The organism is Segetibacter aerophilus (assembly GCF_007991655.1).
Classification (GTDB): Bacteria; Bacteroidota; Bacteroidia; order Chitinophagales; family Chitinophagaceae; genus Segetibacter; species Segetibacter aerophilus.
Window position 1 is genome coordinate 214083 of record NZ_BJYT01000004.1, and the last position, 26025, is coordinate 240107.

A 26025-nucleotide genomic window follows, 5' to 3' on the forward strand; every position below is an offset into this window, starting at 1 on the left:
ATTGAGGGTAACCTTTGTTTGTTTAGGGCTGTACTAATTTTAGTTGTTGATCTTACAAATCATCGCGCCAGTTGTCATATAAATAAAAAGAAACCTGTTTCGAGGTTTCTTTTTATTTATAAAGCGTGTTTCTCTTACAAAGGATTAGTAAACATTTTTTGTGCAAGGGTAGCATCGTGACCGTAAATGTCGTCTCTGAAGTTTAAAACTCCATTCTCATCAACCCAGGCAGTGTAGTAGGTAATTAAAACAGGTATAGGTTTTTTTACCCTTACAAATTGTTCCTCACCACTATTCATCGCTTCTTCTATTCTTTCAGGTGTCCACTCCGGCTGATTTCGCAGCACATATTCCGCCATCTTCGTAGGATCACTTAGCCTGATGCATCCATGACTAAAAGCTCTTTTGTCGCTGCTGAATAGGCTTTTTGCAGGAGTATCATGAAAGTAAATATCAAAGCTGTTTGGAAACAGGAACTTTACCTTTCCCAAGGAGTTTTTGGGGCCGGGCAGTTGCCTGATATTTGGTAACCCATCTTCGCCACCTGGAACTTCTTCCATATTATTTCTTGATAGATAGTCAGGGTCATTTGCCATCGCAGGGAGAATTTCATTCTTTACAATGTTTAGGGGAACATTCCAATAAGGGCTAAATACAACCTGGTTTAAGTTACCGGTAAACATGGTGGTGTTATGACCTTCTTTTCCTACTACAACCTCCATCCTAAAAGCTTCATTTTTTCCTTCGTAAACATGCAGTATGAATTCAGGGATATTAACAAGGAGCAAATTTCCAGTCTCCGGTGTTAGCATCCAGCGCATTCTACCCATATTAATTAAAAGTTGTTCAACCCGTTTTAGTGCAGGAACATTCATTTCTTTTATCAGCGAAGCATTTACTACTCCCGTGGGTGTTAATCCGCGGCTTGCCTGGAAGGCTTTAACTGCATTTTCAAGCTGCTCATCAAATAGTTGAGAAGTATCTCCCGCAGGCAACTCTCCTGTGACTTCAAGCCTTTTTTTGATAGCTAAAATGTCTGGGGAGGAAGTGCCTTTCTTAATTGTTTTTAGCTTGCTGTTGATCGCCGGCCAGCCGCCCTTCTTAGTTATGTCGTAGTATTTTTGAAGCTGGTTTTTAAGAAGACCATAGGCAGGATTTACGTCAGCATAATACTTATTGTCTTTGTGTTTTTTAGTAAGTAGAGAGTCAGCTAAATACATTGCTTCAGCTTTTTTAAATGGAACAAACCTTTCCATTTCTTTCCTTTTAATTTCACCCTTTTGATAATTTTCTAAAATGTATTCAATAAAGTGAGAAGTAACGGAAATCTCCGTATTGATCATTGAATTGTCTCCGGCACTAACCCTCAGACTTTCCTCGCTAAGGAGGTAGTCCATTTTTTTCTTTAATTTTTTATCGTCCGAAGAGTTGTTGTGCTTATAAGTGGTCGAGTACTCGTGCAGGTTCCAAAAGCTTCTGCCTTCCTCTGTTGGTCCATCAGTAGAGAACCATGCAAACTGATAATTTCTTGCGTTGTAAAAACTTCTCATGCGCCGCGATATAGTATCATTCACTTTATTTTGGGCGATATAGTCTTCAACCGCAGCGCTGTCTAGGAAAAGATTTGAGTAGGAGTTCGATTTGTTTATGCTGTAATCTCTTTTACTAATTTTCTTCTCGGTGACTTGGTCTGTTTTTTCTTCATTTGCAGAGCCGTCTTCGTTGTTGTTATCATTATTACAGGCTACAAAAAAGTTTAATAGTAAGGCGTAGATAAGGAGTCTTTTCATATTGATTGCTTTTTTGCAAAAGCCGTGCCTCTAATACGTACTTAAGCAATTCAGCTTTAGGAGATTTTGGTCATGAAATGTTTGAAACTACCCAAACCATTGTAAGGTTATTTACCTGTTTGTATTGCAAAACCAGCTGGTGTTGAAAGTCACATTTAAGAAATGCCGCATTTATTTTACCTTGGTCACTAAGTTCAAAAGGAAATATTCTCATCATTTCACTGAAATCAACTTCGCCAGCTCCATACCACTTATACATAGCTTCTTTTGCACTCCACAGTATGCTTAGAAGTTGAAGTTGCTGACTTTCCAGCTGAGAGTTCACAAAACGTAGTTCTTCGGGGTGTAAGAATTTAAATTTTATTCTGTGAAGTCGTGGGGTTATTAATTCTACATCTATGCCTACACGTTTTGTACTACTTACAATAGCTGCAGCATAGTTACTACAATGAGAAATCGAGAAATGATAACGTTCGCTGGGAAGAAAAGGTTTTCGCGTATCAGCAATCTTGATTTCATCATTTGGAAAATCTTCAAATAAAAAGGGTAGTAGATAACGTCCGGCGAGGTGCTGTAGTTTTTTGTGCGGATGGGTAATCGGTTTATGCAAAGGCACCGCTACTTTGAAAAATTTTTCATCTTCATCAATCTCCCAAATGGCAAGGCGGGTGGTGTCGTTGATATTTTGTTGATAAAAGAGGGGCATATTACTATTTACAATATTATAGATTGCAGGCTTGCTAATAGTTGTTGATGCATAGATAGTTAATCTAAATTTTAAAGGTTTTGAGGATGCTTCATTAGTTACAAAAAGATGAATGGAGCGTCGCAACTCTGCTGAGTAAAAATAAAAAGACAGGTATATCTAGAAAATAAATTATTGCTACTTGTACTAAATGCAATTAAAAAGAGACATAGTATGATTTTATCCGACGAACGAATTTTGGAAGAAATAGATAAAGGGACAATTAAAATTGAGCCTTATGACAGGGAAAGCCTCGGAAGCAATAGTTATGATGTACACCTCGGTAAGTGGTTGGCCACCTATACTGATGCGGTGCTTGACGCAAAAAAACACAATACAATAGAATATTTTGAAATACCCGAGGACGGTTTTGTACTAGAGCCGCAGCACTTTTATTTGGGGGTTACTGATGAATATACTGAAACGCACGCGCATGTTCCTTTCTTAGAAGGGAAGTCTTCAACAGGCCGACTTGGGATTGATATACACGCCACGGCAGGTAAAGGCGACGTTGGATTTTGCGGAAATTGGACGTTGGAAATTTCTTGCAAACAGCCGGTTCGAATATATAAAGGCATGCCCATCGGCCAGCTTATTTACTTCCCCGTAGAAGGCGATGTGCAGGTGAAATACAATAATAAAACAAATGCGAAATATAGCGGTCAGCCAAATAAGCCTATAGAAAGTATGATGTGGAAGAACAGTTTTTAGACGGTTTTTAAGAAAGAGCGTGTATGTAAAGCGCGTTCAGTCTAGATTTTTCCATATTTAGCATGATACGAAATTAGCCAGCCTACAACTTCGTTGTAACTCTTTACGCCTTTCGCCTGTTGGTTTGCTTTTAGATAGCGGTCGTAGAAAATTTTGATAAGAGGCTCAAAAATATTGTCGCTTTTACGCCAGTATTCCCGCAGCTCTTGCTCGTCTTTTTTAACCAAAGTATCCAGTTGCTTATAGTTGTTTTTCGCTGCAATTGAGTCGCTTGCCCATAATTGCCGATTCGCGTAGTTAAAGAGATCGAAGTAGGCAGAATAGTGAAACAACTTGTTAGGGGAGTGGACAGCGGCCAAATAACCTACAAAATTTGCCTCACTCTCGCTTGCATATCCCAACTGATGAGCCATTTCATGGCAAGACACATAAGGAATAAGAAAGCGCGGCTGGGTTAAATTTACCTGTGCTTCACCGGTAAAGGGATTGTAATATCCAAGAAAACCAAGAAAATTGCCCATTCTTCCATACATCGATTTTTTTATTGATTTAGGGCTGTAGTTAAGGAACGGGAACGTAGCAGATGCATTTTGATAAGCAACACTGGCTTGTTCAAATACGAGATCATAGGAACCATACTTAATCTCTTCGCTACCTAATACTGCCCTGCTTTCATTTACTTTTTTTAGTAAAATTGCCGTTATTTCCTTTAAAGCGCTATCGCCGTAGTCTTGCTGACTAAGCTGAAGTTGATATGCAATGCCCGGACGATTGTAGTTCAGACCCCAGGAAAGATTGAAATAGATGTAGATAACTGAAGCGATGAAGAAAGCTTTTTTTAGATTTTCCCGATAGTCGAATTGCTTTAAGCCCTGACGAGCAATAATCTTAACAAAACGTAAAACACTCCAAAAAAGAAGTAAACCTACAACAGCATAAAAAACATCCCCGAAACTAAAAGGTATCCAGCCGAAGATGGTCCGATAAAAAGAAGAAATATAAGGGTATAAACCTTGGCTATACATTCTTTCAACCCAAAACGGGAAATAAGAAACAACCTTAATCAAAATACTGATTACCAATATTAAAGTGAAAAAAATAATGGTAGTCTTCCTGGAATTTATATATTTTTTCATATCCCGCGCCCGAAGATAATTAAGGAGTTAAACGATTGTAGTATTTTTGACTAAATAGTAGCGGTGCCCGGAAGAAAGCTATCTGCTCTTGCAATCGATCATGCATTGTTCTACTATTTTCCAAGAAAATCCTTACCTTCGCGTGCCCAAAAAATGAGTATGAGCCATAGGAGAGAATATGAGATTGCATTTGTAGGATTGAAGCCGGGGTTGCATCATTTTTCTTATGAAATAGACGATAGTTTTTTCGAGACCTTCCAACAGCAGGATTTCAAAAACTGTAAAGCTAATGTGAAGTTTACCTTAGACAAGAAGGTTGGCTTTATGCTATGCAAGTTTGATGTTGATGGCAAGGTGGAACTTATTTGTGACCGATGCGGTAATAATCTGCAGTTGCAATTATGGGATGAATTTAACCTGGTGGTGAAAATGGTTGATAATCCAGAAGTGATGAACGACCAGGAGGATGATCCCGATATTTATTATATCAGCAAGGGGGAAAGCCACTTACACCTGGAAGATTGGATTTATGAGTTTATCAACTTAAGCATTCCAATGCAACGGATGTGTAAGGAAGATGAGGTAGGCGGTCCGCAATGTAATTTGGAAGTATTGGAGAAGCTAAAGAAGATGGAAGAAGGTGCAAAAGCAGCAGAAGCCAGTGGAATTTGGAAAGGACTTGATCAATTTAAAGATTTACAATAACGTTTTTGATATTTATTAAAATTAAGAGATATGCCTAATCCTAAAAGGAGACACTCGCAACAACGCAGTGCAAAACGAAGAACACATTATAAAGCTGAGCCGGTTACGTTAAGCAAAGACTCCACAACAGGTGAACTGCATGTACGTCATCGTGCGCATGTTAGTGAAGGAAAGCTATTCTACAAGGGTAAGCTAGTTGCTGAAAAAGCGCCTTTAAAGGCTTAAACCCTCCCAATCAATACTTTTAAAATTATTCATCCCTTAATAAAGTGGATGAATAATTTTTTGTGCTTTATACTGGTTGGTCTACTTTCAGTTCTATTATTTTAATCAAAAGAGTGTCGCTTATATGAATATCGGTATAGATATGATGGGTGGAGACTTTGCGCCGCTTGAAGCGGTGAAAGGCTTGCAAACGTATTTATCTACGTCGAATTCTCGAGCCACTCTTTATTGTATAGGAAATGAAGCTGAGCTAGAGCTGCTTTTCGCAGAGTACAGTTTAGTCAGTCCTGAACTAGTGATTGTACATGCCTCACAGGTGATTGATATGGATGAGCATGCTACAAAAGCTTTCAAAGAAAAGCAAGACTCGTCGATAGCAGTAGGTTTCCGCACCCTTGCCGCAGGAAAAGTCGATGCGTTTATCAGTGCTGGTAATACGGGCGCTATGCTTGTTGGTGCTTTTTATAGTATTAAAGCCATTGCTGGCGTGCATCGTCCTGCAATAGCAAGCATAGTTCCCAAGGTAAGTGGGGCAACCGGTATTCTACTTGATGTTGGCTTGAACGCAGATTGCAAACCAGAGAATCTTAATCAATTTGCTTTATTAGGAAGCCTTTACGCGAAAGATGTTTTTGGGATAGAAAATCCAAAAGTTGGATTATTGAACGTAGGAGAGGAAGAGGGCAAAGGGAATATCCTTACGCAGGCTACTTATCCCTTATTAAAAGAAAATCGTGGCATCAATTTCATTGGAAATATTGAGGGCCGTGACGTGTTCCTGGATAAAGCAGATGTGATGATTTGTGATGGTTTTACGGGCAACATTATTTTAAAAATGGCCGAAAGCCTGTATGACGCAGCTAAAGAACGAAACATTCCTGATACGTTCATGCATCGTTTTAATTATGAAGATGTCGGGGGCACACCGGTGCTAGGTGTAGCAAAACCGATAGTAATTGGTCACGGCATTAGTAATGCTACTGCTTTTTCAAATATGATACTTCTTGCAGAAAAAATGGTTGCTTCGAATATTTGTGGCCATATCATTGATCAATTTAAGGCATAACCCTTCTTTCCTTTACACCTTCCTTTCCTTCAGCCTTAAGTCATAAAATCGTTTTCCAGGACTTATCTCGCAAAAAACGATCTACTTTGCCATGCTCTGTATGACATCGTACTTCGTAACGATGTGTAGGTTGCCACTTTCATCCTTTGCCATTACTGCGCCATTGCCCTTGGTGATTAAACTACCTAGGCGTTCAACAGGGGTATCATAAGAAACTACCGGGTAAGCAGGCTCTATAACCATTGAAATAGTAGATGTGTTAATCTCAGGATTATTAAATATTTTTTGAAACAGTCCACCCTCGCTCACTGCCCCTACCAGGCCTTCCGCGTCTATAACCGGGATATGTTCTATATCATATTTCCGCATTAGATCAACCGCTTCTGCAACTGTTTGGTTTGGTTCAACAGTTACCAGCCTTTTTGACACGCGCGTGTTGACAATGTCTTTAAAGGTTTTAACGTCGAAAAAACCTCTTTCCATCATCCACTGATCATTGTACACCTTGCCAACATAACGGCTTCCATGGTCAGAAAATATAACTACAACTAAATCATTCTTTTTAAGTTCATGTTTCAACTGCATTAGCCCTTGCAAAGCGGTTCCGGAGCTATATCCCACGAAAATTCCTTCTTCTCTAGATATCCGCCTGGCCATCACAGCTCCTTCTTTATCAGTCACTTGTTCAAAATGGTCAATAACACTCATATCATAATTAGCAGGCACGAAGTCTTCGCCAATTCCTTCGGTTATGTAGGGGTGGACTTGCTTCATATCAACCTCTCCTGTCTCAAAGTACTTTTTTAGCAAGGAGCCGTAAACATCTATAGCCCAAACCTTTATGTCTTTGTTCTTCTCTTTTAAATATTGTCCTGTTCCGGTGATAGTGCCACCAGTGCCGGTAGCAATAACAAGATGGGTAATCTTTCCTTCCGTCTGTTCCCATAGCTCCGGACCAGTGTTTTCGTAGTGCGCCTGCCTGTTTGCAAGGTTATCGTACTGGTTCATATGAAAAGAGTTCGGGATCTCTTTCGTCAATCTTTTAGCAACAGAATAATAACTTCTCGGATCTTCAGGGTCAACATTTGTAGGACAAACTATAACTTCTGCCCCAACGGCTTTTAGTATGTCTGCTTTCTCTTTCGACTGCTTATCTGTTGTGGCAAAAATGCATTTGTACCCTTTAATAACGGCGGCAAGCGCCAGACCCATTCCGGTGTTGCCGCTGGTTCCTTCAATAATGGTTCCTCCTGGTTTTATTTTTCCAGCCTTTTCAGCTTCCTCCAACATCTTTACCGCCATGCGGTCTTTAATTGAATTGCCGGGGTTAAAGTACTCGACTTTGGCAAGCACAGTACAAGGAAGTTCTTTAGTAATCTTATTGAGTTTAATAAGCGGAGTGTTGCCAATTGTTTCAAGAATGTTGTTAAACCACATAGAAGAAAAATTAATTTAGGGCAAAGGTAGGAAAGGAAAAGTGCGTTTAAGCGCTGTCAAGTAAGAAATGATAAACTGTTCATTATCTTGATACTATAAGTTTTGCTTAGAGTATTAGTAAAGGCAGAAGGGGGATAAGAATATCGAAAGGCTGTATTACCTGGTTAAATACTGTTACGCTGCAACTCTTTGCAGTATAACCTTACAAGGAATTTCTGAGGTGACTTTAACAAGATGATTTTGGTGAAGTGGAATGGATAGAAAATTACCAGGTACCAGTTGGTGTACATCTTGTCCAATAATAATTTCGCAACTTCCTTCCACGATTAGAAACCTTTCATATTCATCGTGATGTACTTCTTGCGGCGCTAATTCTTTTATCCAAACAATTGCGGTTGTTATCCGGGGAGTATAGCCAATAATGCGGGCGTAAACGTCAGAAAAACTTCCGGGCGCAAGGAAATCTGAGCGATTTAGCCACTCGTCATAATCGGAAATCTTCGAGTTTTCATTTAGTTCAGGTGGAAAAGCAGCCATCTCTCCATTTTCCATTCTGCTGATAAAATCAATGGTAGCCATTAGCATGGGCTTTATAATCGGATCAGGGGTAACGGCATTTGCCATTGCCTCCTGCTCTAAAGCTTTGCTAAATTGATCAATAGCTTCCCTCACCTCAGCATTAACAAGCATAAGCTCTTCCAGTTCCCTTACTTCATCCGGAGACGCTAACCCGAGAACATAAGATTCAATAATGCCTGACTGTATGTAGTTGCTAATATCTTTCATGCTGCTGTACCTTCTTCGCCTTCTCGCTATGATGCTGTTACGTGTTTTAAAGAATCCTTCAAATGTAAATAACGGATTTTACTTTCCTTTATATACTCGTTTAATTAACAAGTAGTTTTTTAGGTCAATGTTTTTTTAGTTAAAACGGCTCTATAGTAATAATATTTCTTTTTTACTTATTCCTTTATTATTCTCCTTTACTGCATTAACTATTCAAATTTATTGAAACTAGCGATTGCGGTTGCTATGAATAAAACGGGGAGTTCAGATATCTGCCACCTATTTTAAACTATAGTCGTTTATTTTTTCTTTTTTTCTTAGCGCTTTGAAAAATACTTTTGCTCGATTTTTATTTTCTATTACTTCCTCGTTTCATTTAGAGCAGACATGAAAAAATTTCTGATTTTTCTTTTGTTAAGCCACCAACTAATCTTTGCCCAAGACTCCGCTTCACCAACTTCAAATCTTATTATTAGCGGGATCCCTTCCATTCCCGATACAATAGCTGAAAGCATTAGACCTTATTCAGAATTCCGGAGTGGTGTTTTTTGCGACTGGCACCCAAAGCGGCAGGAAATGCTGATAAGCACAAGATTTGGAAATGTACCTCAAATACACCTGGTGAGTATGCCTCTTGGGGCGAGGAAGCAGCTCACTTTTTCTAATGAACCCATTACCAATGCCTCCTATGAACCAATTAGGGGCGATTATTTTTTATTTACAAAAGATGTAGGCGGTAATGAGTTTTCTCAGATCTACCGCTACAACCTAAGTGATGGAAGTATTGCTTTACTAACCGATGGCAAAAGATCTCAAAACGGCGGAATTGCCTGGAGCAGGAAAGGGAAACGTGTGGCCTATAGTTCGACGGCGCGAAACGGCACAGACCGCGATATTTATCTAATGGATCCATTAGACACGTCGAGCAAAAAGTTATTGCTTGAGGTGAATGGCGGTGGCTGGGCGGTAATCGATTGGTCACCCGATGACAAACAATTATTGGTTAGCGAAGAAATATCTGCGAATGAATCGCACTACTGGTTAGTGGACATTGCGACCGGCACAAAAAAAGAGTTAACCGCGCCGGGGGAAAAAGGAGTTTATTATGGCCAGGCCAAGTTCAATAAAAGTGGTACCGGCATTTATTTCCTTACCGACAAGGATAGCGAGTTCAGCAGGTTTGCATTTTTGGATCTGCTTACAAAAAACATTACTTACTACACTTCTTCTATTAATTGGGATGTAACGACTTTTGATGTTGCCGAAGACGGAAAACGAATTGCATTTATAGCCAACGAAGGTGGAATATCAAAGCTCTATTTAATAAATACCACCACTCCCTCGCAGCAGTATTTTTTAATCAGAACTATCCCTGCTGGTGTATATGCTAATTTATCTTTTCACAAAGACAGTAAACATCTTTTGGTTTCCGTAAATACTGCTCAAAATCCTGCAGACCTTTATGTGATTTCAACCTCCAACGGAAAAACAGAACGTTGGACCGAAAGTGAAATGGGTGGAATAGCACCCGGTGCTTTAAGATCTGCGGACCTGGTCAAATGGAAAAGCTTCGATGGAAAAGAGATCAGTGGGTTTTATTACAAACCTGCTGCGAAGTTTACAGGTAAGCGACCCATTATCATTAATATTCACGGAGGACCTGAAGGACAGTCTTTACCTGTTTTCCAAGGCGCAAATAATTTTTATCTAAACGAACTTGGAGTAGCAATGATCTATCCTAATGTAAGGGGATCGTCAGGTTATGGAAAGACTTTTTTGAAAGCCGATAATGGGATGAAAAGAGAAGAGTCTGTAAAAGATATTGGAGCACTGCTCGATTGGGTAGCTCAACAACCTGAATTGGATGCGAGCAGAATTATGGTAATGGGAGGAAGTTACGGAGGATATATGACTCTTGCCGTCGCCGCCAATTACAATGACAAGATCCGATGCGCGCTAGATGTTGTAGGTATTTCAAACTTCAACACATTCTTGAAAAACACCGAAAGCTATAGACGTGATTTGAGAAGGGTAGAGTATGGAGACGAGCGTGATACTGCTATGGCCGCTTATTTTGAAAAGATTGCTCCTTACAATAATTCAGATAAAATCAAAAAACCTCTTTTTATTGTTCAAGGTGGAAATGATCCACGGGTGCCTCGCACTGAGTCGGTACAGATGGCAGATAAGTTGCGCTCCGGCGGAACAACAGTATGGTATCTCGAGGCCAACGACGAGGGGCATGGTTTCAGGAAAAAGAATAATATAGATTTTCAGAGAAATGCAACAGTACTGTTTATGAAGAACTACCTGTTAGACGGTTTATAACCCTCAGGAAAGCTTTTTAGTAACGACGGTTTTAAGGTATTTAAGCAGGAAATCCAATCTTTGAAAATCTTGCACATTCAGCAAAAAATTTCTCCGGAATAGTTAGATTGGATGTGCGGACTCTTGTACTGGTCCTTTTATTCAGCAAAGAAACGGACCGCACTACTCGTTGCCCTGCTTTGGACGAAGAACCACTTGATTTAGTAGGGCAGCTCGCTGCTATGAAACAATATTTAAGCAATTAAGACAAATAGAGAAGATATCTTCAATTGTAAACTAAAGCCGTAATTAAGTTATGATAAAGAAAAATGTATTCCTTGTTCTTTCTATCGTTACTACATTATTCTCAGTACAAGTTTTCGCGCAGCCCCAACAAGCTCACCTTAGTTGGAACAGCATTAAGAAAGATGCAACGTCCAATACAATGACGATTACGTGGGCAGACAATAATCACAACAAGGGGCTGGTTAAATATGGCATCGATCAGCGGCTAACGAAGACGGAAACAGCGACTGGCAAATATTCCGACACTGCAAAAAATTACATCTACCACGCTACTTTGAAGGGTTTGCAGCCTAATACCAAATATTACTATAAATGTGGCTCGAGTGAAGGCGGATGGAGCGAACAGTTTTCCTTCACAACAGCGCCGCCTTTTGGAAGCAAATCAAAATTTGTAGTAGGCGTTTGGGGCGATACGCAGGATAATGAGTTTAATGAACAGTTTCAGAAAACAGCAGTGATTGTACAACAATTGAAAAAATCTCCTATCCAGTTCATGGTGCACATGGGCGACATTGTTGATAATGGTTCTGTTGGTAAAAAATGGAATGGACTTTTTACCACAATTCAATCTGTAGCTGCCTACGCACCTTTCATGCCTGTGACAGGTAATCACGATGTCGACAACGACTCGGCGAGCAAGGGATATCAAAAGCCGTTTCCGGTTTTTTATGATGTACTTCATTTGCCCGCAAACAACATAGACTATTCCTATAACTATGGCAACACTCACTTTGTAGCCATAAGCTCCGGCCATGCAAAGGGTGCAGAAGCGGCGGGTAATTTTACTTTTGCTCCGGGCTCACCTGAGTACCGCTGGTTGGAAGATGATTTAGCGAAAGCAAGAGCTGATAAGAACATTACCTGGATCATACTTTATATGCACCACCCGCTTTATTCATTTGGGTGGAGTCATGTTACCGGTTGGCAAAACAGGATTACGCCTTTGGTAGACAAGTATAAAGTAGATCTGTGCCTTGCAGGTCATCGCCATGTATACGAGCGCCATAAACCTATCAGGAATAATGAAGTGTTGCCGCAGACGGATGATCACGTGTATCAAAAACCGGCGGGAACAGTTTACATCACCAACGGGACTGCAGGGGGATCGCCACAGGGATTAGGTGGAAAAGACATGCCTTCCATGATTTTTACAAATACAGTGAAAGAGTATAACTACGCCATTATGACGATTGAAGGCAACACGATTAGCTACAACGTCTACAACCAGGATGGTAAAAAAATAGATTATTTTACATTAACTAAATAGAAGTATATATCCAATCAACCCACCTTATGCGACTACTTGTTCGTTTACTATTTTTTATTGTTTTACTCACTCTCAACGTTTCGGCTGTACAAGCACAGGCGACTTCTTCCGGTTGGAAACTGGCTTGGAGTGATGAGTTTAATTACTCGGGGTTACCCGACTCCACCAAATGGGGTTACGAGCAGGGATTTGTAAGGAATAATGAAAAACAGTATTATACCTATAAAAGAAAAGAGAACGCTTTTGTAGAAAACGGAGTATTAACGATTACAGCGAAAAAGGAAATTTATCCAAATAGAGATTTTAGTTCCACAAGTTCTGCATGGCAGAAGAAAGACTCGCTTGCTTCATACACTTCTGCAGCCCTTATTACACTTGGAAAGGCATCTTGGAAGTTTGGGAAGATTGAAGTTCGTGCGAAAATTCCACGGGGATTGGGAGTGTGGCCGGCTATATGGATGCTTGGTAACAATGTGAGTGAAGTTGGTTGGCCCCTAAGTGGAGAGATAGATATTATGGAGTTTGTTGGTCATGACTCATCTTCCATCCATGGTACGATGCACTATGCTGATCCTATAACCAAGAAGCACTTACAAAGTGGAAACAAGATTGTTGTTTCGCAGCCTTTTAATGATTTTCACACTTATTCTGCAGAATGGAACAATGAGGAAATGCGGTGTCTGTTTGACGGAAGAGTGTACCACACTTTTCCTCTCAATAAGGCCGGTGAAGATTTAAGTAATGCATTCCGCAAGCCATTTTACCTGTTGATTAATTTTGCGCTTGGCGGCAGTTGGGGCAAAACTATCGACGACGCTGTCTTACCTCAAAAATTTATCGTTGACTATGTTCGAGTTTATCAAAAAGAGTAAGAGCAAGGGATGGGTTTTTAAAAATTATAAAGCAATCAATTGAGCATACGTTTACTTTTTATACTGCTGTGTACTTTCATTTTTGCCGATCTCTTTTCTCAAAGTTTCAAGTTTGCATTTCTTTCAGATACTCATATTGGAGTAAAGAATGCAGATGAAGACCTGAGAAGAACTGTTGCTGATATAAATGCAGATACGTCTCTCCAATTCATCCTCATTTCGGGCGATATAACAGAGAATAGTTTTGATGAAGAAATGTGGATGGCTCAAAGCATACTCTCAAAACTGAATAAGCCCTTATATATCGTAACAGGTAATCATGATACCTACTGGTCTCCGAATGGCGGAAGAATATTTACCACGGTTTTTGGTAGTGGCCGATTCTTGTTTCAACACAAAGGATACCTTTTTATTGGTACGAACGCAGGACCAAATATGCAACATAAAGCGCCGGGACAAGTGCCTAAAGAAGACCTGGTTTGGCTGGACTCGGTGTTGAATAATTTGCAAGACAAGAACATTCCCATTGTTTATGTCAACCATTATCCCCAGGATCAATCGCAACGGAATTCATATGAAGCAATTGACAGGCTTAAGAAAAGAAATATCCAGTTGTTCCTTGTTGGACATGGTCATCAAAACAAGCAATACTTTTTTGAGGGAGTACCGGGTATAATGGGGAGAACAAATACAAGAGGAGCAGACCCGACAGGCGCGTATAACATAGTAACATTTGAAAACGGCAAAGTCACTTTTGAAGAAAGAAAGCCTTTGATCCGGACACAAAAAAAATGGGCAGAAGCGATCTTAACTCATCATCATTTTGCCACGGATACTACACGGTATCCTCGTCCTTATTATGCCATGAACGATATGTACTCGAACGTAAGAAAGCTTTGGCAGCACGAAGAGCAATATGACATTGGTAGTGGAACAGCGCTGAAAGGCAATCTTGTTATTGCGACAAGCAATGAAGGTTTTATTTATGCTTTAGACGAAAAAGACGGAGGGAGGAAATTGTCTTTCAAAACGAAAGGAAAAGTTTACAGTACGCCGACGGTTGCAGGAAATTTTGTAATTGCTCCTTGCACGGATAGCACAATCTATTGTTTAAATGCAACCACCGGAAATCTCATTTGGAAATTCAAATCTTCACGACCGTTTGTTTCTTCACCTGGTGAAAAAAATGGCGTCATATTTATCGGAAGCTCCGATGGACATTTTCGGGCAATTAATCTAAAGACGGTAAATTGAAATGGGACTTTAATGGAGTGAGAGATTTCGTGATGACGAAGCCACTACTATATAAAGGCAAGGCTTATTTTGGAAGTTGGGGTAGTGAATTTTACGCACTCAATATGTCTACAGGAAAGCTTACGTGGAAGTGGAAAGACACCTCTACTACCCGGATGTTTTCACCAGCGGGTTGTCGGCCCGTTGCAACAAATGGGAAAGTGTTCATTGTCGCGCCAGATCAATACATGACTTGTTTTGATGCAACGGACGGACATATAGTGTCGCGCTACTATGCCTAATATAAAGTTGAGAGAGTCGATGGGCTTATCAACAGACAGTTCTTTAGTTTATATAAAAACTACTGACGGAAAGCTGTTTGGAATATCAACTTCAGCGTCAGAAATGCAAACAGTTTTTAGCGTTGATTTGAAATTATCAAATGACATTTGTGCTTCCCAAATTGTCGAAAGTAAAGGGGTCATATTTGTGCCGTCTAATTCGGGAGTAGTAAATGCTATAGACGGTCGAACAAAAAAATTATTGTGGCAGCATAAAGTTTCGGATAGCATGATAAACTCGGTAATGCCAATAGCAGATAATAGACTAGTTGTGGCTACAGTTGATGGTAAGATTTGTTGTTTACAGTTTTGATAAAACCGCGTCATTTTTGTTCAAAGTAATATTTGTATTATTTTTTTTGCAGTTGGGTTTAGTTTAACAAATTGGCCGTTGTTTACTTTTTGACGATTGAAATATAAAAGTACAAGGGAGTGACACAACGATGCTTCGTTGGAAAACAAATGCTTGCAAAAAACGGGGTTCATAATTAAAAGCACAGCGGGGATTTTTAATAAAACAGGATTTGGTAACACCAGAGATATTAAAAAAGAAATTTGAAAAATATGAAAAATGAGAGGCTTTCATTGCTACTAAAATACTCTGTGATTGCGATCGTATCGACGCTAGCGGCCTGCCGGTCATCACGTACGATGAAATCGTCTGTAGTTACTGATGGTTACCACAGTTCTTACGATAATGCAACTCTGGCGGTAGACAGCAGGTCTGTGCTGATGCCCTATAACCGGTTTATAGATCCTGCTGGTACTGTTATTCGCTTTGGTAATCCCGTTTTAGAAAATCATAGTCTTGACTGCGCTCTTTTACCCGGTAATGAAATACTTGCGGTAGAAGATCGATACGGCCTTGCCTTCATTGACCTCACTACTAAAAGCATTCTTTATCACCTGGATTACGAAGGAACTTACCAAGGTTTGATGAGCACTTATTCAGGAATTAAGGTTTTAGAGGATGGGGGAAAAGTACATATTTATTGGGGTGCTTCTAATCCTGCAACAAAGGCTTCTTACATCATAGATGCTACATGGGATGGCAGAAAAGCAGTCATCAGCGACGCTTTTCTATTTCAAGGCATGGCCCCCTCTCCAATGGCGCTGCCAAATGATATAGCTATTAATAAAGAGGGCGGTGAGAATTATTTGTATGTGGTGCTTAATGGAAACAGCCAGTTGGTGAAAGTAAGGATGAGCGATAAAAAAATTATTTGGACAACTGCTACCGGGATGGCTCCTTTTGGTATTGCGCTCACTGCTTCGAAAGCATATGTAACCAACTGGGCAGGACCGGTACCAACAGATGCTTCACGCCAAACTGCAGGCGTACCGTATGCAAACGTTTATATAGACCCTCGCACAGGGGCTACTGCAATGGGTACGGTAAGTGTAATTGATCTTGAAAGCGGGAAGAAACAATCAGAAATCGAAGTAGGTCTGCATCCAAACGCGATCATCACTAATAAGGAGCGTGATTTTGTGTACGTAGCAAACGGAAACAGTGATAACATTTCCGTGATTAGCACGGCAACTGACAAGGTGGTAGATTCTATATCTGTGAGATTGGGTGGTGAAGCAACAAAGTATATTGGTGATTCTCCAAATGCATTGGCTATCGACGATAACAGCACAAGATTATACGTGTCAAATGGAATGGACAATGCGATAGCCGTGATTAGGCTTGGTTCGAAATCATCTGCGTCAGGCATAGAAAAATCTGTAGTGGAAGGCTTTATCCCAACCGAAGCATACCCGGCAGGAATGGTGTTGACAAAGGATGCCTTATACGTGGCGAACCTGGAAGGTGAAGGAGCGAGGGTTGCCTCGAAAAAGGGAATGACTATTCATGAGCAGGAAGCAACAGTATCAATTATTTCGTTGCCCGGCAAAAGTCAGTTGGCGTCTTATACAAAAAGGGTAGAAGTAGCTAACATGTTATTTAGAACAAAAATTACCCAACTATTACCGAGGAAAGAAGTTGCTCCACGGCCAGTTCCGGAGAGAATAGGAGAGCCTTCTGTTTTTAAGCATGTCGTGTACATTATAAAAGAAAACAAAACGTATGACCAGGTTTTGGGGGATATGGTCGAAGGCAATGGAAAAAAGGAGCTTTGTATCTTCGGAAACGAGGTGACGCCAAACCAGCATAAGCTTGCAAGAGAATTTATGTTGATGGATAATTTCTATGCTTCCGGAAAATCCTCTGCTGAAGGACACTCCTGGTCCACTGCTGCAATAGTTACAGATTACGTCGAAAAAAATGTTCGCGCATGGTTTAGAAGTTACCCTCATGTGCTAGCTGATGCGTTGGTTTACAACAAAGAAGGCTTTATCTGGAATAATGCTTTAGATCACGGCAAAACAGTACGGGTATATGGCGAAGCCTGCGTGCCGAGATTACCAGCCGGTTCAAACTGGACAAATATTTACCAGGCGTATGTTGAGGGTAAGCCGATTGATTTTAAAAACGAAACTACCATCTCGAGGTTGCGTCCAATACTATCAACCACGTACCCCTGTTATGAAGGTGCCAGGATCAACGACCAGTTTAGGGCAGACGATTTTGTCAGGGAGCTAAAGTCTTATGAGCAGATGCCGGGCGATCAGCTTCCCCAGTTGATGATACTCGCACTGCCGGCCGATCATACAAGTGGTACCCGCGAAGGATTTCCTACACCGAGAGCGATGGTAGCGGATAATGATCTTGCTTTAGGAAAGATAATAGATGCACTAACTAAAAGCCGGTTTTGGGACTCTACGGCAGTATTTGTAACGGAAGATGATTCGCAATCAGGATGGGATCACGTGTCACCTTATCGCACAACTGGTTTTGTATTGAGCCCTTATTCCCGCCTGGCAAAAACTGTGAAGACTAACTATAATCAAACTTGTATTATTCGCACAATAGAGCAAATTCTTGGCATCCCGCCTATGAACCTTTTCGATGCGACAGCCCTTCCTATGTTTGATTGTTTTACGGGCAATTTTGATAAAACGCCATACACGTTTTTAAAGAATAATATCCCACTCAACGAGATGAACAAAAACACCGCATCATTGAAAGGGAAGGCAAAAAAATATTCTATTTTGTCGGCTTCACCTGAGTTTGACCATATCGACGGCGGTAATGATGACCTTTTAAACAGGATTTTGTGGTTTGCCGCAAATGGCAATAAGCCTTATCCAAAACAAAACACGCTTCCAAAAAAAGAACAGAAAGACGATGATGACGATGACTAGGGAATGTAGTTCCCTCTTTCTTTTCATTTTTAAAGTATAAAAAAAAGCTATCTGATTAATACTAAAGCTGATACGAGCCAAAAATTTTGCACTAATGCAGCGAATTACGATAAAATGTTCTCTAAATACTGAAGTCTTATGTACCCGACTTCTATAATTTCGTTGCCATTTCTGCCCTAACAAAAAACGATTGCTAATGGAAATGTACCCTTTTCTTCGCGCTGCTAATTCCTCTGCGCGAGATACTCTCACCTTCTCACTTCACCAATTCCGACCCATTTTTTATTTATTAAGACTTGCTAAACAAAACAGTATGAAAAAAATTTACTATTGGCTGATGCTACTAGTCTTACTCCCTTTTGGAATATTTGCTCAAAGCAGCACCATTAAAGGCAGAGTAATTAATGCAACTAACGGTACTCCTTTGCCGGGAGTAAGTATTACCGTTAATACTACGTCAGGTCAAAGGCCTGCAACTACAACCAATGAAAACGGTGAGTATTCTATTGTAGATCCGGGTGGCGCCACTTCACTCGTTTTTACTTTTACCGGAATGGAAAGTAAAACAGAAGCGATTAAGGGACGTAATACTATTAATGTGCAAATGGCTTCCACAAGCCAGGAGCTGGAGCAGGTTATTGTCGTAGGTTATGGTACACAAAAAAGAGCAAATGCAACAGGTGCGGTTGATCAAATCAGTTCGAAAAATTTGGAAAATCGCCCAATGACTAACCTTAGCCAGGGTTTACAGGGTTTGCTACCGAATTTGAATTTGAAAATGGGGGATGGCAAGCCTACCCAATCGCCCAGTTACAATATCAGGGGCACTACTTCAATCGGCCAGGGAGGTAGCGCGCTCGTTTTGATAGATGGCTTTGAAGGTGATCCAAGTCTGATAAATCCAAACGATATTGAAACCGTATCCATCCTCAAGGATGCAGCATCGGCTGCTATTTACGGTGCAAGGGGAGTATTTGGTGTGGTGTTAATTACTACCAAGAAAGGAGTAAAAGGTCGGACTAGTGTAACGTATTCAAACAATTATGCCATAAAAGCGCCCGTCACCAGGCCTGATTTCGTAACCGATGGTTACACGTGGGCAAAAATGTTTTCAGAGGCGTTCGTAAATGGTGATGGATCATTTCCGCAGAATGCTAATAAGACACAAAAATTTTCTCAGGCATACCTCGATGAATTTAAGAGAAGAAAAGAATCAGGGCAGCCTTATAATGAGATTGAAATAGATCCGAACACCGGTGAGTATACCTATTATGGCAGCACCGACTATTACGGAGCATTATATAAGAAAAATTTAGGCGCCTTTGAAAACAATATCTCAATAAGTGGAGGTGGTGAGAAAGCAACGTTCTTGATTTCGGGGCGAATTTTAAAGCAGGACGGTTTATTCAGGTACAATAGCGATGACTACAATACAAAAAATATCCGGGCAAGGGGTTCTATTGATGTGTTCCCCTGGTTAACAGTTGAAAACAATACAGATTATTCCACTGTAGATTATCATAACCCTATTAACGTGGGCGAAGGCGGCGGTATCTGGAGAAATATAGCCGACGAGGGACATCCCACCATGCCTTTGTTTAACCCCGATGGTTCGTTAACTTTTTCTTCAGTATATACAGTCGGAGATTTTGTATATGGGAAAAACGGTATTGATACACGTCGCGAGGTATTCAGAAACATTACCGGTTTGAGAAGTAAGTTTTTTAATAACAAGTTCCGTGTAAACGTTGATTTTACGTTTCGTAATACAGAAAATGACAGAGAACAAAGACGTGTGCAGGTTCCCTATAGTAACTTCAAGGGAGTTACTTCTTATGTTGGAACAACCACTAATGATTTAGCCTTTGATAATCGTACAACCAGGTATTGGGCAACGAATATCTATACTGAATATGAAAACCATCTGGGGGAAAATCACTATTTGAAAGCGATGGTTGGTTATAACTATGAGCAATCTACTTTTAACCGTGTTGCAATACAGCGTAACGGTCTGATTTTCGAAAATGCCACTGATCTGAACCTTGCTTTGGGACAGGCTATAACGACTGGTGGGGGGTATGAACAATGGGCTATCCTAGGAGGCTTTTCAAGACTCAATTATGCTTTTAAAGATCGTTACCTCGTTGAAATTAACGGCCGTTACGACGGCTCATCAAAATTCCCGTCCAACCAACAATATGGTTTTTTCCCATCTGTATCTGCAGGCTGGAGAATTAATAAAGAGTCATTCTGGAATGTTTCCCCAAGGGCTATTTCCGATTTAAAGCTCAGGGCTTCTTATGGATCGTTAGGTAATGGTAACATCGCATCCTATGCCTTCCAGGAGGTCTTTAACATTAGCCAGTCAGGAGTGATCTTAAACGGAGCCAGACCTCAAACCACCCGTAACCCTGCCGTGGTGCCTTCTGGCCTCACCTGGGAAACTTCTACTACCAGTAACATTGGCTTAGATGTGGCTATGTTGTCGGGCCGTTTAAGTTTTTCGGGCGATGCATATATTCGCAAAACAACAGACATGTTTACAACTGGCCTCACGCCTCCTGCTGTCTTTGGAGCAGGTACTCCAAAGGGCAACTACGCTGACCTCACTACCAGGGGTTGGGAAGCTTCCCTTACCTGGAACGACAAAATTGGCAATAGCAAAAAGCCGGTCAGGTATAACGTACGATTGACTTTATCTGACAATAAATCAACAATCGACCGGTACTTGAACCCTACCAAATTGCTAAGCGATTACTACGAAGGGCAAACGATCGGTGAGATATGGGGCTACGAAACAGAAGGTTTCTTTATTGATGCGGCAGATGTTGCTTCACATGCCAAACAAAATCCGCAAATGCGGGCTTCTCCATCCAATTTATGGTATCCGGGTGATATCAAGCTGAGAGACCTTAATAAAGATGGGTTGATTAACGTGGGGGAGAATAGAGTGGACGCGCCTGGTGATAGGAGAATTATCGGCAATTCTTCCCCAAGGTATAGTTATGCTGCAAACCTGGGTGCGGACTGGAATAATATTTCATTTTCTGTCTTTTTCCAAGGTATTGGGAAGCAACAATGGTATCCAAGTACTGAGGCAGAAATGTTTTGGGGACAATACAATCGCCCTTACAATAACATACCAAACTTCCATCTGGGAAATATGTGGACTCCGGAAAATACCAATGCGTATTTCCCAAGAACAATGTCAAGAGCTGCATCTAGCAATACGAACCGTACATTGGGTGTAGCCCAGACGCGTTACCTGCAAAATGTTGCGTATTTAAGAATGAAAAATATCCAGGTCGGCTACAACTTGCCTTCTGCATGGGTCAGCCGTATCGGTGCCCGCAGCTTAAGGGTTTATTTCTCCGGCGAGAATTTGTTCACTTATTCGCCAATGTACAAGATCGTCAAAAATACCATTGACGTAGAAAACGCTGTAGCTGCAGACCAGGACCTGAACTCTAGTAATGCTGGTGATGGTTATAATTATCCATTATTAAAGGGTTTTTCTTTTGGCATAAACCTTACCTTTTAATTTGACATTGATTGCTGCGAAAAGGCAGCTAAATATAAAATATTAGAAAGATGAAAAAACTATGTATAGGGCTTTTACTGGGTAGTTTAAGTTTTACAGCTTGTGACAAACTTGACCAGCTCCCACAATCAACCGCTTCAAAAGAGGCCGTATTCAACAACGAGAATGGCCTGAAATTGTACACGAATTCCTTTTATGGAATGGGTTTTCTTCCTAGAAACACTATCAGTCTTGAGGCTATGACAGACTACCTGGCAGTAAAAGCAGTCGATAACTTTATTCGCGAAGGAGGCTATGGCGCTAACACCAGCTCTGGATGGAGCTGGTCAGACTTAAGGAATATCAACTATTTTATTCAAAATAATAATAATCCGGCAATCCCTGAAGCTGTTCGCAACAACTACCAGGGTATCGCCCGCTATTTCAGGGCGTATTTTTACATGGACAAGGTGATTCGCTTTGGTGATGTGCCGTGGATTGGGAAACCGCTGGATATTGAAGATCCGGCCTTAACAGCTGGTCGTGATAAAAGAGAGGTTGTTATGGACTCCGTATTGGCCGATCTCAATTTTGCTACTACAAACATTCAAACTACCAATGATCCAAGCCGCACCACCATTACTAAATGGGTAGCTTATGCTTTTAAATCAAGAGTTTGTCTTTTTGAAGGGACTTATAGAAAGTACCATACAGAATTGAATTTGGTAAGTTCGGCTAACAAATGGCTTGAGGAATCGGCTTCAGCGGCTGACCAAATTATTAAAAACGGTGGTTTCTCGCTTAACACAGCAGGGGGCCCGGGAGTGTCTTACCGCCAGGTGTTTACCAGCAATACACCTTTAGCCAATGAAGTGTTGCAAGCGGCAGTTGCAGACGTTAGTCTTGGGGTATTAAGTGATGCCAATTGGTGGTATACCAGCGGAACTTATGGCGCAAAAGCAAGTTTTATCCGCACGTTCATCAACACCTATCTCAAACTAGATGGTACACCCTTTACCGACAATCCCGCCTACACCACAATGGTGTTTAAAGATGAGGTAAAGAATCGCGATCTTAGGCTGAAGCAGACGATCCGTACAGGTGATTATAAAAGGATTAGCAATGGACAACTCGTACCTGCACCGCCTGTTTTCTCTTACACTTTTACAGGGTATCAGCCAATTAAGATGACGCTTGACGATGTCTATTTCGACGCAGGCGCGTTGAACACGAACATTGTGCCTTTGTTCAGGTATGCAGAGGTATTATTAAATTATGCAGAAGCAAAAGCGGAGTTAGGCACGCTGACAAATCAAGATTGGGCACTTACGATTGGTGCACTGAGATCAAGAGCAGGTATTACGGGCGGCTTAACTACCAAGCCAACTATAGCTGATCCTTATTTAAGGACAAATTATTTTCCAAATATTAGTGACCCAACTATACTCGAAATCAGGAGGGAGCGAGGTATTGAAATGAGCCTGGAAGGACTTCGTTTCCCAGATCTGTTAAGGTGGAAAAGAGGGGAATTGATGGAAAAAGAATGGAATGGGTTTTATGTGCCGGCGCTGAACACGCCTATGGATTTAAATGAGGATGGTATTCTTGATGTAGTATTTTACCAGGGAACAAAACCTACCATAAGTGGCGTAACATCCTTTGTTGATGTTTCCCCTAAGATTGGCAGTGCAGTTAATTCGTTACAACTGAAGAACGGTACGTCGGGTGAACTGATATGGATGAATGAAGTTCAGAGAAAATGGAGCGACAAAAACTACTACTATCCAATTCCTTTGAACGATTTGCAGCGCAATCCGAACTTAAAACAAAACCCAGGCTGGAATTAAGATGAACAGAAGACTAAATTTTCAAATGATGAATGTCCGAATGTGGATGGCTGGGGCTTTTCTTATCCTCGGTTCAGTTAGCATAAGCGCTCAGAGAATTACTATTGGCACTTTTAATATTCGTTACGACAACCCTCGAGATACGGGTAATTTGTGGGTTGACAGAGCTCCCATTGTGTCAAACCTCATCCGCTTCCATGATTTTGATGTACTTGGTACGCAGGAGGGATTGCCAAATCAAGTGAACGATATCGCTGCTGCCTTGCCCGAGTACGCCCGGTATGGCAAAGGTCGCGACGATGGACAGGATGCGGGTGAACACTCTGCAATCTTTTACAAGAAGGATCGTTTCACCTTATTAAAAAGCGGTGATTTCTGGTTGTCTGAAACGCCTGACAAACCTGGTAAAGGGTGGGACGCCACTTGTTGCAACAGAATTTGCTCGTGGGTTTATCTTGAAGATAAGAAAACAAAAAAGCGATTGTACGCATTCAATGTACATTTCGATCACCAGGGAGTAGTGGCCCGCCGGGAAAGTAGCAAACTAATTCTGGCGAAAATTCAGGAAATCGCCGGCCAGGCTCCAGTTCTTTTGACTGGAGATTTGAATGGTGGAAGAGATAGCGAATGGTACCAGGCTCTGGCTACGTCCAACCTGTTAACAGATGTATTTGCAAGCACCAAGTTTCCATATGCCAACAATGCATCGTTTAACAGTTTCAGGACACCGAGAGGCAAAACAGTTATAGACCATATCTTCATGACGAAACACTTTACAGCGGTCAAATGGGGAATATTAACTGACACTTATTTCGGCAAATATCCTTCAGACCATTTTCCTGTTTTAGCAGTAGTCGAACTGAAGTAATCGACAACGTTGGTAACAGCTGAAACAATTACCTGGTTAAAGCCGGTATAAAAAGAACTAGCCGCCCCAAATGGGCGGCTAGTTCTTTTTATAGTCAGTACCAAAGTCGAAATAAATGGGAGAGGTTTCTAGTTGAAATATTTCAATACTTCCTCGCTCATTGGCTTTGTCTTGTTATGTATCACTGTAATAAGGTTTCCTTTTTCGTCTAGCAAAAACTTGGTAAAGTTCCATTTGATCGGATCTTCTATTCCCTGCTTCTTAGCCTCGTCAACGAGGTATTGGAATAGAGGAGCAATGTCATCGCCCTTTACAGAAACCTTCTCAGCCATTGGAAAAGTAACTCCGTAATTTTTCTTGCAAAACTCCTGGATTTCCGCGTTTGTTCCAGGTTCTTGTTCCCTGAAATTGTTGGCAGGGAAACCGATGATTACGAGCTTGTTTTTATATTTTTCGTAAAGCTGTTCAAGCTCGGCATACTGTGGAGTGTTACCGCATTTAGAAGCAGTATTTACAATCATTATTTTCTTTCCTTTAAACTTTGAGAAATCAATCGTTTCTCCACTTAGGCCTGTTACTTTAAAACTATAGATGGAAGAAGCGAGAAGGAAAGAAGTTAGCGCAATAAGGAGTAATGTTTTCATGATAAAATTTTTATAGATCTAAAGTTAGCTCATTTGCAACTTTTGTCAACTTGTTAATAGATCCCTAGTATTTAATGTTACTAAGAAACTTAAGACTTTCAGGAATTTGTTCGACCGACTTAGGCGACTCATCTTCTATGAAATAATATTTCACCCCTATCTTTTTTGCCTGCTTCATAATTGCTTCTATACCCACATCTCCCTTTCCCAAAACTACGTTTGTCTCATCTGGTGCGCGTCCCTCCTGGTTGCCTTTTGTTCCCGGCTCCCTGTCTTTTAAGTGAAGCATCAAGAAACGCTTTGGATATTTTTTAAGTAAGGCTACCGGATCTTGCCCGGGATGTTTTACCCAAAAGACATCCATCTCGAAGTTTACATATCGAGGGTCAGTCTTCTTAACCATATAGTCGAACATTGTTCCTTTCTCATAGGGTCTAAATTCGTAGCCGTGTGGATGATAACAAAATTTAATGCCGTTGTCAGCCAGCACTTTCCCTGCTGTGTTAAAAACGGTGATTGCCCTGTTAATTTCTTCCATTGTGAAGTTTCCTTCTTTGTGCGGTACCCATGCGCACATAACATACTTGGCTCCAAATGCCTTTGCGTTGTCTACAACTTTTTGCGGGTCTTTTTCTAATTCTTCAAATCCGGCACCTACGCTTGCCATTGTCAGGTTGTTCTGCTTAAGTAAATTTTTATACTCTTCCATAGGAAGACCATAAGAGCCACCGCCTTCTATGAGCGTTATTTTCCACTCTTTTATTTTAGCTAACGTTCCCGGTACGTCCTTTTTAAATTCGTTTCGCAGACTATACAACTGCAAACCTATGTTCTGTGCAAACAGCCCGTTCAGCGAAAGACCTAAAGCAAGGCCAACGGCAATTACCCTGCTAGTAACTTTTTTCATTTTCATATTTGTGTGTTAAGAGGTTTGAAAGTATTTAGGGATTATTTCTAAAAAAAGAAA

General features: G+C 40.8%; 21 protein-coding genes. 14 read left to right on the forward strand and 7 right to left on the reverse strand.

All coding sequences use genetic code 11. The features are described 5' to 3' along the window. Positions 1-134 precede the first annotated feature (134 nt). Complete coding sequence (locus SAE01_RS06940; RefSeq protein ID WP_147202944.1) at positions 135-1790, reverse strand: L,D-transpeptidase family protein; 1656 nt, start codon at positions 1788-1790, stop codon at positions 135-137. A 70-nt stretch (positions 1791-1860) separates the two neighbouring features. Continuing rightward, complete coding sequence (locus SAE01_RS06945; protein WP_147202945.1) at positions 1861-2496, reverse strand: 4'-phosphopantetheinyl transferase family protein; 636 nt, start codon at positions 2494-2496, stop codon at positions 1861-1863. A gap of 213 nt (positions 2497-2709) precedes the next feature. On the opposite strand from SAE01_RS06945, the gene dcd reads away from it, so the two are divergent. Further along, positions 2710-3246 (forward strand): dCTP deaminase, encoded by a 537-nt coding sequence (dcd, locus tag SAE01_RS06950; protein WP_147202946.1) that lies wholly within the window; start codon positions 2710-2712, stop codon positions 3244-3246. 41 nt (positions 3247-3287) lie between these two features. Here the strand turns inward: dcd and SAE01_RS06955 are convergent, their stop codons facing one another. After that, positions 3288-4382 (reverse strand): DUF3810 domain-containing protein, encoded by a 1095-nt coding sequence (locus tag SAE01_RS06955; RefSeq protein ID WP_147202947.1) that lies wholly within the window; start codon positions 4380-4382, stop codon positions 3288-3290. A gap of 159 nt (positions 4383-4541) precedes the next feature. On the opposite strand from SAE01_RS06955, the gene SAE01_RS06960 reads away from it, so the two are divergent. From SAE01_RS06960 to plsX, 3 genes are all read left to right on the forward strand, one after another. Further along, positions 4542-5087, forward strand: coding sequence for a YceD family protein (locus SAE01_RS06960; protein ID WP_147202948.1), 546 nt, complete (start codon positions 4542-4544; stop codon positions 5085-5087). Positions 5088-5117: 30 nt separating this feature from the next. Continuing rightward, a complete protein-coding gene (gene rpmF / locus SAE01_RS06965; protein WP_147202949.1) occupies positions 5118-5312 on the forward strand; it encodes a 50S ribosomal protein L32 in 195 nt (64 codons plus the stop codon). Positions 5313-5436: 124 nt separating this feature from the next. Beyond that, positions 5437-6378 (forward strand): phosphate acyltransferase PlsX, encoded by a 942-nt coding sequence (gene plsX / locus SAE01_RS06970; RefSeq protein WP_147202950.1) that lies wholly within the window; start codon positions 5437-5439, stop codon positions 6376-6378. An 81-nt stretch (positions 6379-6459) separates the two neighbouring features. On the opposite strand, the gene SAE01_RS06975 is transcribed toward plsX, so the two are convergent. Together SAE01_RS06975 and SAE01_RS06980 are read right to left on the reverse strand one after the other, a co-directional pair. Beyond that, positions 6460-7815, reverse strand: coding sequence for a pyridoxal-phosphate dependent enzyme (locus tag SAE01_RS06975; RefSeq protein ID WP_147202951.1), 1356 nt, complete (start codon positions 7813-7815; stop codon positions 6460-6462). A gap of 174 nt (positions 7816-7989) precedes the next feature. Further along, positions 7990-8601, reverse strand: coding sequence for a cupin domain-containing protein (locus tag SAE01_RS06980; protein WP_147202952.1), 612 nt, complete (start codon positions 8599-8601; stop codon positions 7990-7992). A gap of 387 nt (positions 8602-8988) precedes the next feature. Here SAE01_RS06980 and SAE01_RS06985 point away from each other — a divergent pair, with 387 nt between their 5' ends. The 10 genes from SAE01_RS06985 (at position 8989) to SAE01_RS07020 (ending at position 24414) form a co-directional block, all read left to right on the forward strand. Beyond that, entirely contained in the window at positions 8989-10929 is a 1941-nt protein-coding gene (locus tag SAE01_RS06985; RefSeq protein WP_147202953.1) for a S9 family peptidase, read from the forward strand. A 295-nt stretch (positions 10930-11224) separates the two neighbouring features. Beyond that, positions 11225-12481 carry a purple acid phosphatase family protein gene (locus tag SAE01_RS06990; RefSeq protein ID WP_147202954.1) on the forward strand — a complete coding sequence of 419 codons (1257 nt, stop codon included), beginning with the start codon at positions 11225-11227 and terminating at the stop codon, positions 12479-12481. A 26-nt stretch (positions 12482-12507) separates the two neighbouring features. Then, a complete protein-coding gene (locus tag SAE01_RS06995; RefSeq protein WP_147202955.1) occupies positions 12508-13353 on the forward strand; it encodes a glycoside hydrolase family 16 protein in 846 nt (281 codons plus the stop codon). Positions 13354-13392: 39 nt separating this feature from the next. After that, positions 13393-14607, forward strand: a complete 1215-nt coding sequence (locus tag SAE01_RS24760) for an outer membrane protein assembly factor BamB family protein (protein ID WP_218029102.1) — start codon at positions 13393-13395, stop codon at positions 14605-14607. Continuing rightward, positions 14604-14888 (forward strand): outer membrane protein assembly factor BamB family protein, encoded by a 285-nt coding sequence (locus SAE01_RS24765; protein WP_218029103.1) that lies wholly within the window; start codon positions 14604-14606, stop codon positions 14886-14888. Before SAE01_RS24760 ends, SAE01_RS24765 begins: the two co-directional genes overlap by 4 nt. Further along, the gene (locus tag SAE01_RS24770; RefSeq protein WP_218029104.1) at positions 14881-15240 is read left to right on the forward strand and encodes an outer membrane protein assembly factor BamB family protein; all 360 of its coding nucleotides are present in this window, start codon (positions 14881-14883) and stop codon (positions 15238-15240) included. Before SAE01_RS24765 ends, SAE01_RS24770 begins: the two co-directional genes overlap by 8 nt. Positions 15241-15491: 251 nt before the next feature. After that, positions 15492-18179: a bifunctional YncE family protein/alkaline phosphatase family protein gene (locus SAE01_RS07005; RefSeq protein WP_147202956.1), complete on the forward strand. Its 2688-nt coding sequence runs from the start codon at positions 15492-15494 to the stop codon at positions 18177-18179. Positions 18180-18492: 313 nt separating this feature from the next. Then, positions 18493-21720 (forward strand): SusC/RagA family TonB-linked outer membrane protein, encoded by a 3228-nt coding sequence (locus SAE01_RS07010; RefSeq protein WP_147202957.1) that lies wholly within the window; start codon positions 18493-18495, stop codon positions 21718-21720. 50 nt (positions 21721-21770) lie between these two features. Continuing rightward, entirely contained in the window at positions 21771-23546 is a 1776-nt protein-coding gene (locus SAE01_RS07015; protein WP_147202958.1) for a RagB/SusD family nutrient uptake outer membrane protein, read from the forward strand. 25 nt (positions 23547-23571) lie between these two features. Beyond that, positions 23572-24414: an endonuclease/exonuclease/phosphatase family protein gene (locus SAE01_RS07020; RefSeq protein WP_246113177.1), complete on the forward strand. Its 843-nt coding sequence runs from the start codon at positions 23572-23574 to the stop codon at positions 24412-24414. Between the two features lie 128 nt (positions 24415-24542). Here SAE01_RS07020 and SAE01_RS07025 read toward each other — a convergent pair whose 3' ends face one another. After that, complete coding sequence (locus SAE01_RS07025; protein WP_147202959.1) at positions 24543-25058, reverse strand: glutathione peroxidase; 516 nt, start codon at positions 25056-25058, stop codon at positions 24543-24545. A 64-nt stretch (positions 25059-25122) separates the two neighbouring features. Beyond that, positions 25123-25965 carry a sugar phosphate isomerase/epimerase family protein gene (locus tag SAE01_RS07030; RefSeq protein ID WP_246113178.1) on the reverse strand — a complete coding sequence of 281 codons (843 nt, stop codon included), beginning with the start codon at positions 25963-25965 and terminating at the stop codon, positions 25123-25125. Positions 25966-26025: the final 60 nt, after the last annotated feature.

Coding starts and splice junctions, on each gene's coding strand:
- SAE01_RS06940 (WP_147202944.1), bottom strand. CDS start 1,790: ATGAAAAGACTCCTTATCTACGCCTTACTATTAAACTTTTTTGTAGCC.
- SAE01_RS06945 (WP_147202945.1), bottom strand. CDS start 2,496: ATGCCCCTCTTTTATCAACAAAATATCAACGACACCACCCGCCTTGCC.
- dcd (WP_147202946.1), top strand. CDS start 2,710: ATGATTTTATCCGACGAACGAATTTTGGAAGAAATAGATAAAGGGACA.
- SAE01_RS06955 (WP_147202947.1), bottom strand. CDS start 4,382: ATGAAAAAATATATAAATTCCAGGAAGACTACCATTATTTTTTTCACT.
- SAE01_RS06960 (WP_147202948.1), top strand. CDS start 4,542: ATGAGCCATAGGAGAGAATATGAGATTGCATTTGTAGGATTGAAGCCG.
- rpmF (WP_147202949.1), top strand. CDS start 5,118: ATGCCTAATCCTAAAAGGAGACACTCGCAACAACGCAGTGCAAAACGA.
- plsX (WP_147202950.1), top strand. CDS start 5,437: ATGAATATCGGTATAGATATGATGGGTGGAGACTTTGCGCCGCTTGAA.
- SAE01_RS06975 (WP_147202951.1), bottom strand. CDS start 7,815: ATGTGGTTTAACAACATTCTTGAAACAATTGGCAACACTCCGCTTATT.
- SAE01_RS06980 (WP_147202952.1), bottom strand. CDS start 8,601: ATGAAAGATATTAGCAACTACATACAGTCAGGCATTATTGAATCTTAT.
- SAE01_RS06985 (WP_147202953.1), top strand. CDS start 8,989: ATGAAAAAATTTCTGATTTTTCTTTTGTTAAGCCACCAACTAATCTTT.
- SAE01_RS06990 (WP_147202954.1), top strand. CDS start 11,225: ATGATAAAGAAAAATGTATTCCTTGTTCTTTCTATCGTTACTACATTA.
- SAE01_RS06995 (WP_147202955.1), top strand. CDS start 12,508: ATGCGACTACTTGTTCGTTTACTATTTTTTATTGTTTTACTCACTCTC.
- SAE01_RS24770 (WP_218029104.1), top strand. CDS start 14,881: ATGCCTAATATAAAGTTGAGAGAGTCGATGGGCTTATCAACAGACAGT.
- SAE01_RS07005 (WP_147202956.1), top strand. CDS start 15,492: ATGAAAAATGAGAGGCTTTCATTGCTACTAAAATACTCTGTGATTGCG.
- SAE01_RS07010 (WP_147202957.1), top strand. CDS start 18,493: ATGAAAAAAATTTACTATTGGCTGATGCTACTAGTCTTACTCCCTTTT.
- SAE01_RS07015 (WP_147202958.1), top strand. CDS start 21,771: ATGAAAAAACTATGTATAGGGCTTTTACTGGGTAGTTTAAGTTTTACA.
- SAE01_RS07020 (WP_246113177.1), top strand. CDS start 23,572: ATGATGAATGTCCGAATGTGGATGGCTGGGGCTTTTCTTATCCTCGGT.
- SAE01_RS07025 (WP_147202959.1), bottom strand. CDS start 25,058: ATGAAAACATTACTCCTTATTGCGCTAACTTCTTTCCTTCTCGCTTCT.
- SAE01_RS07030 (WP_246113178.1), bottom strand. CDS start 25,965: ATGAAAAAAGTTACTAGCAGGGTAATTGCCGTTGGCCTTGCTTTAGGT.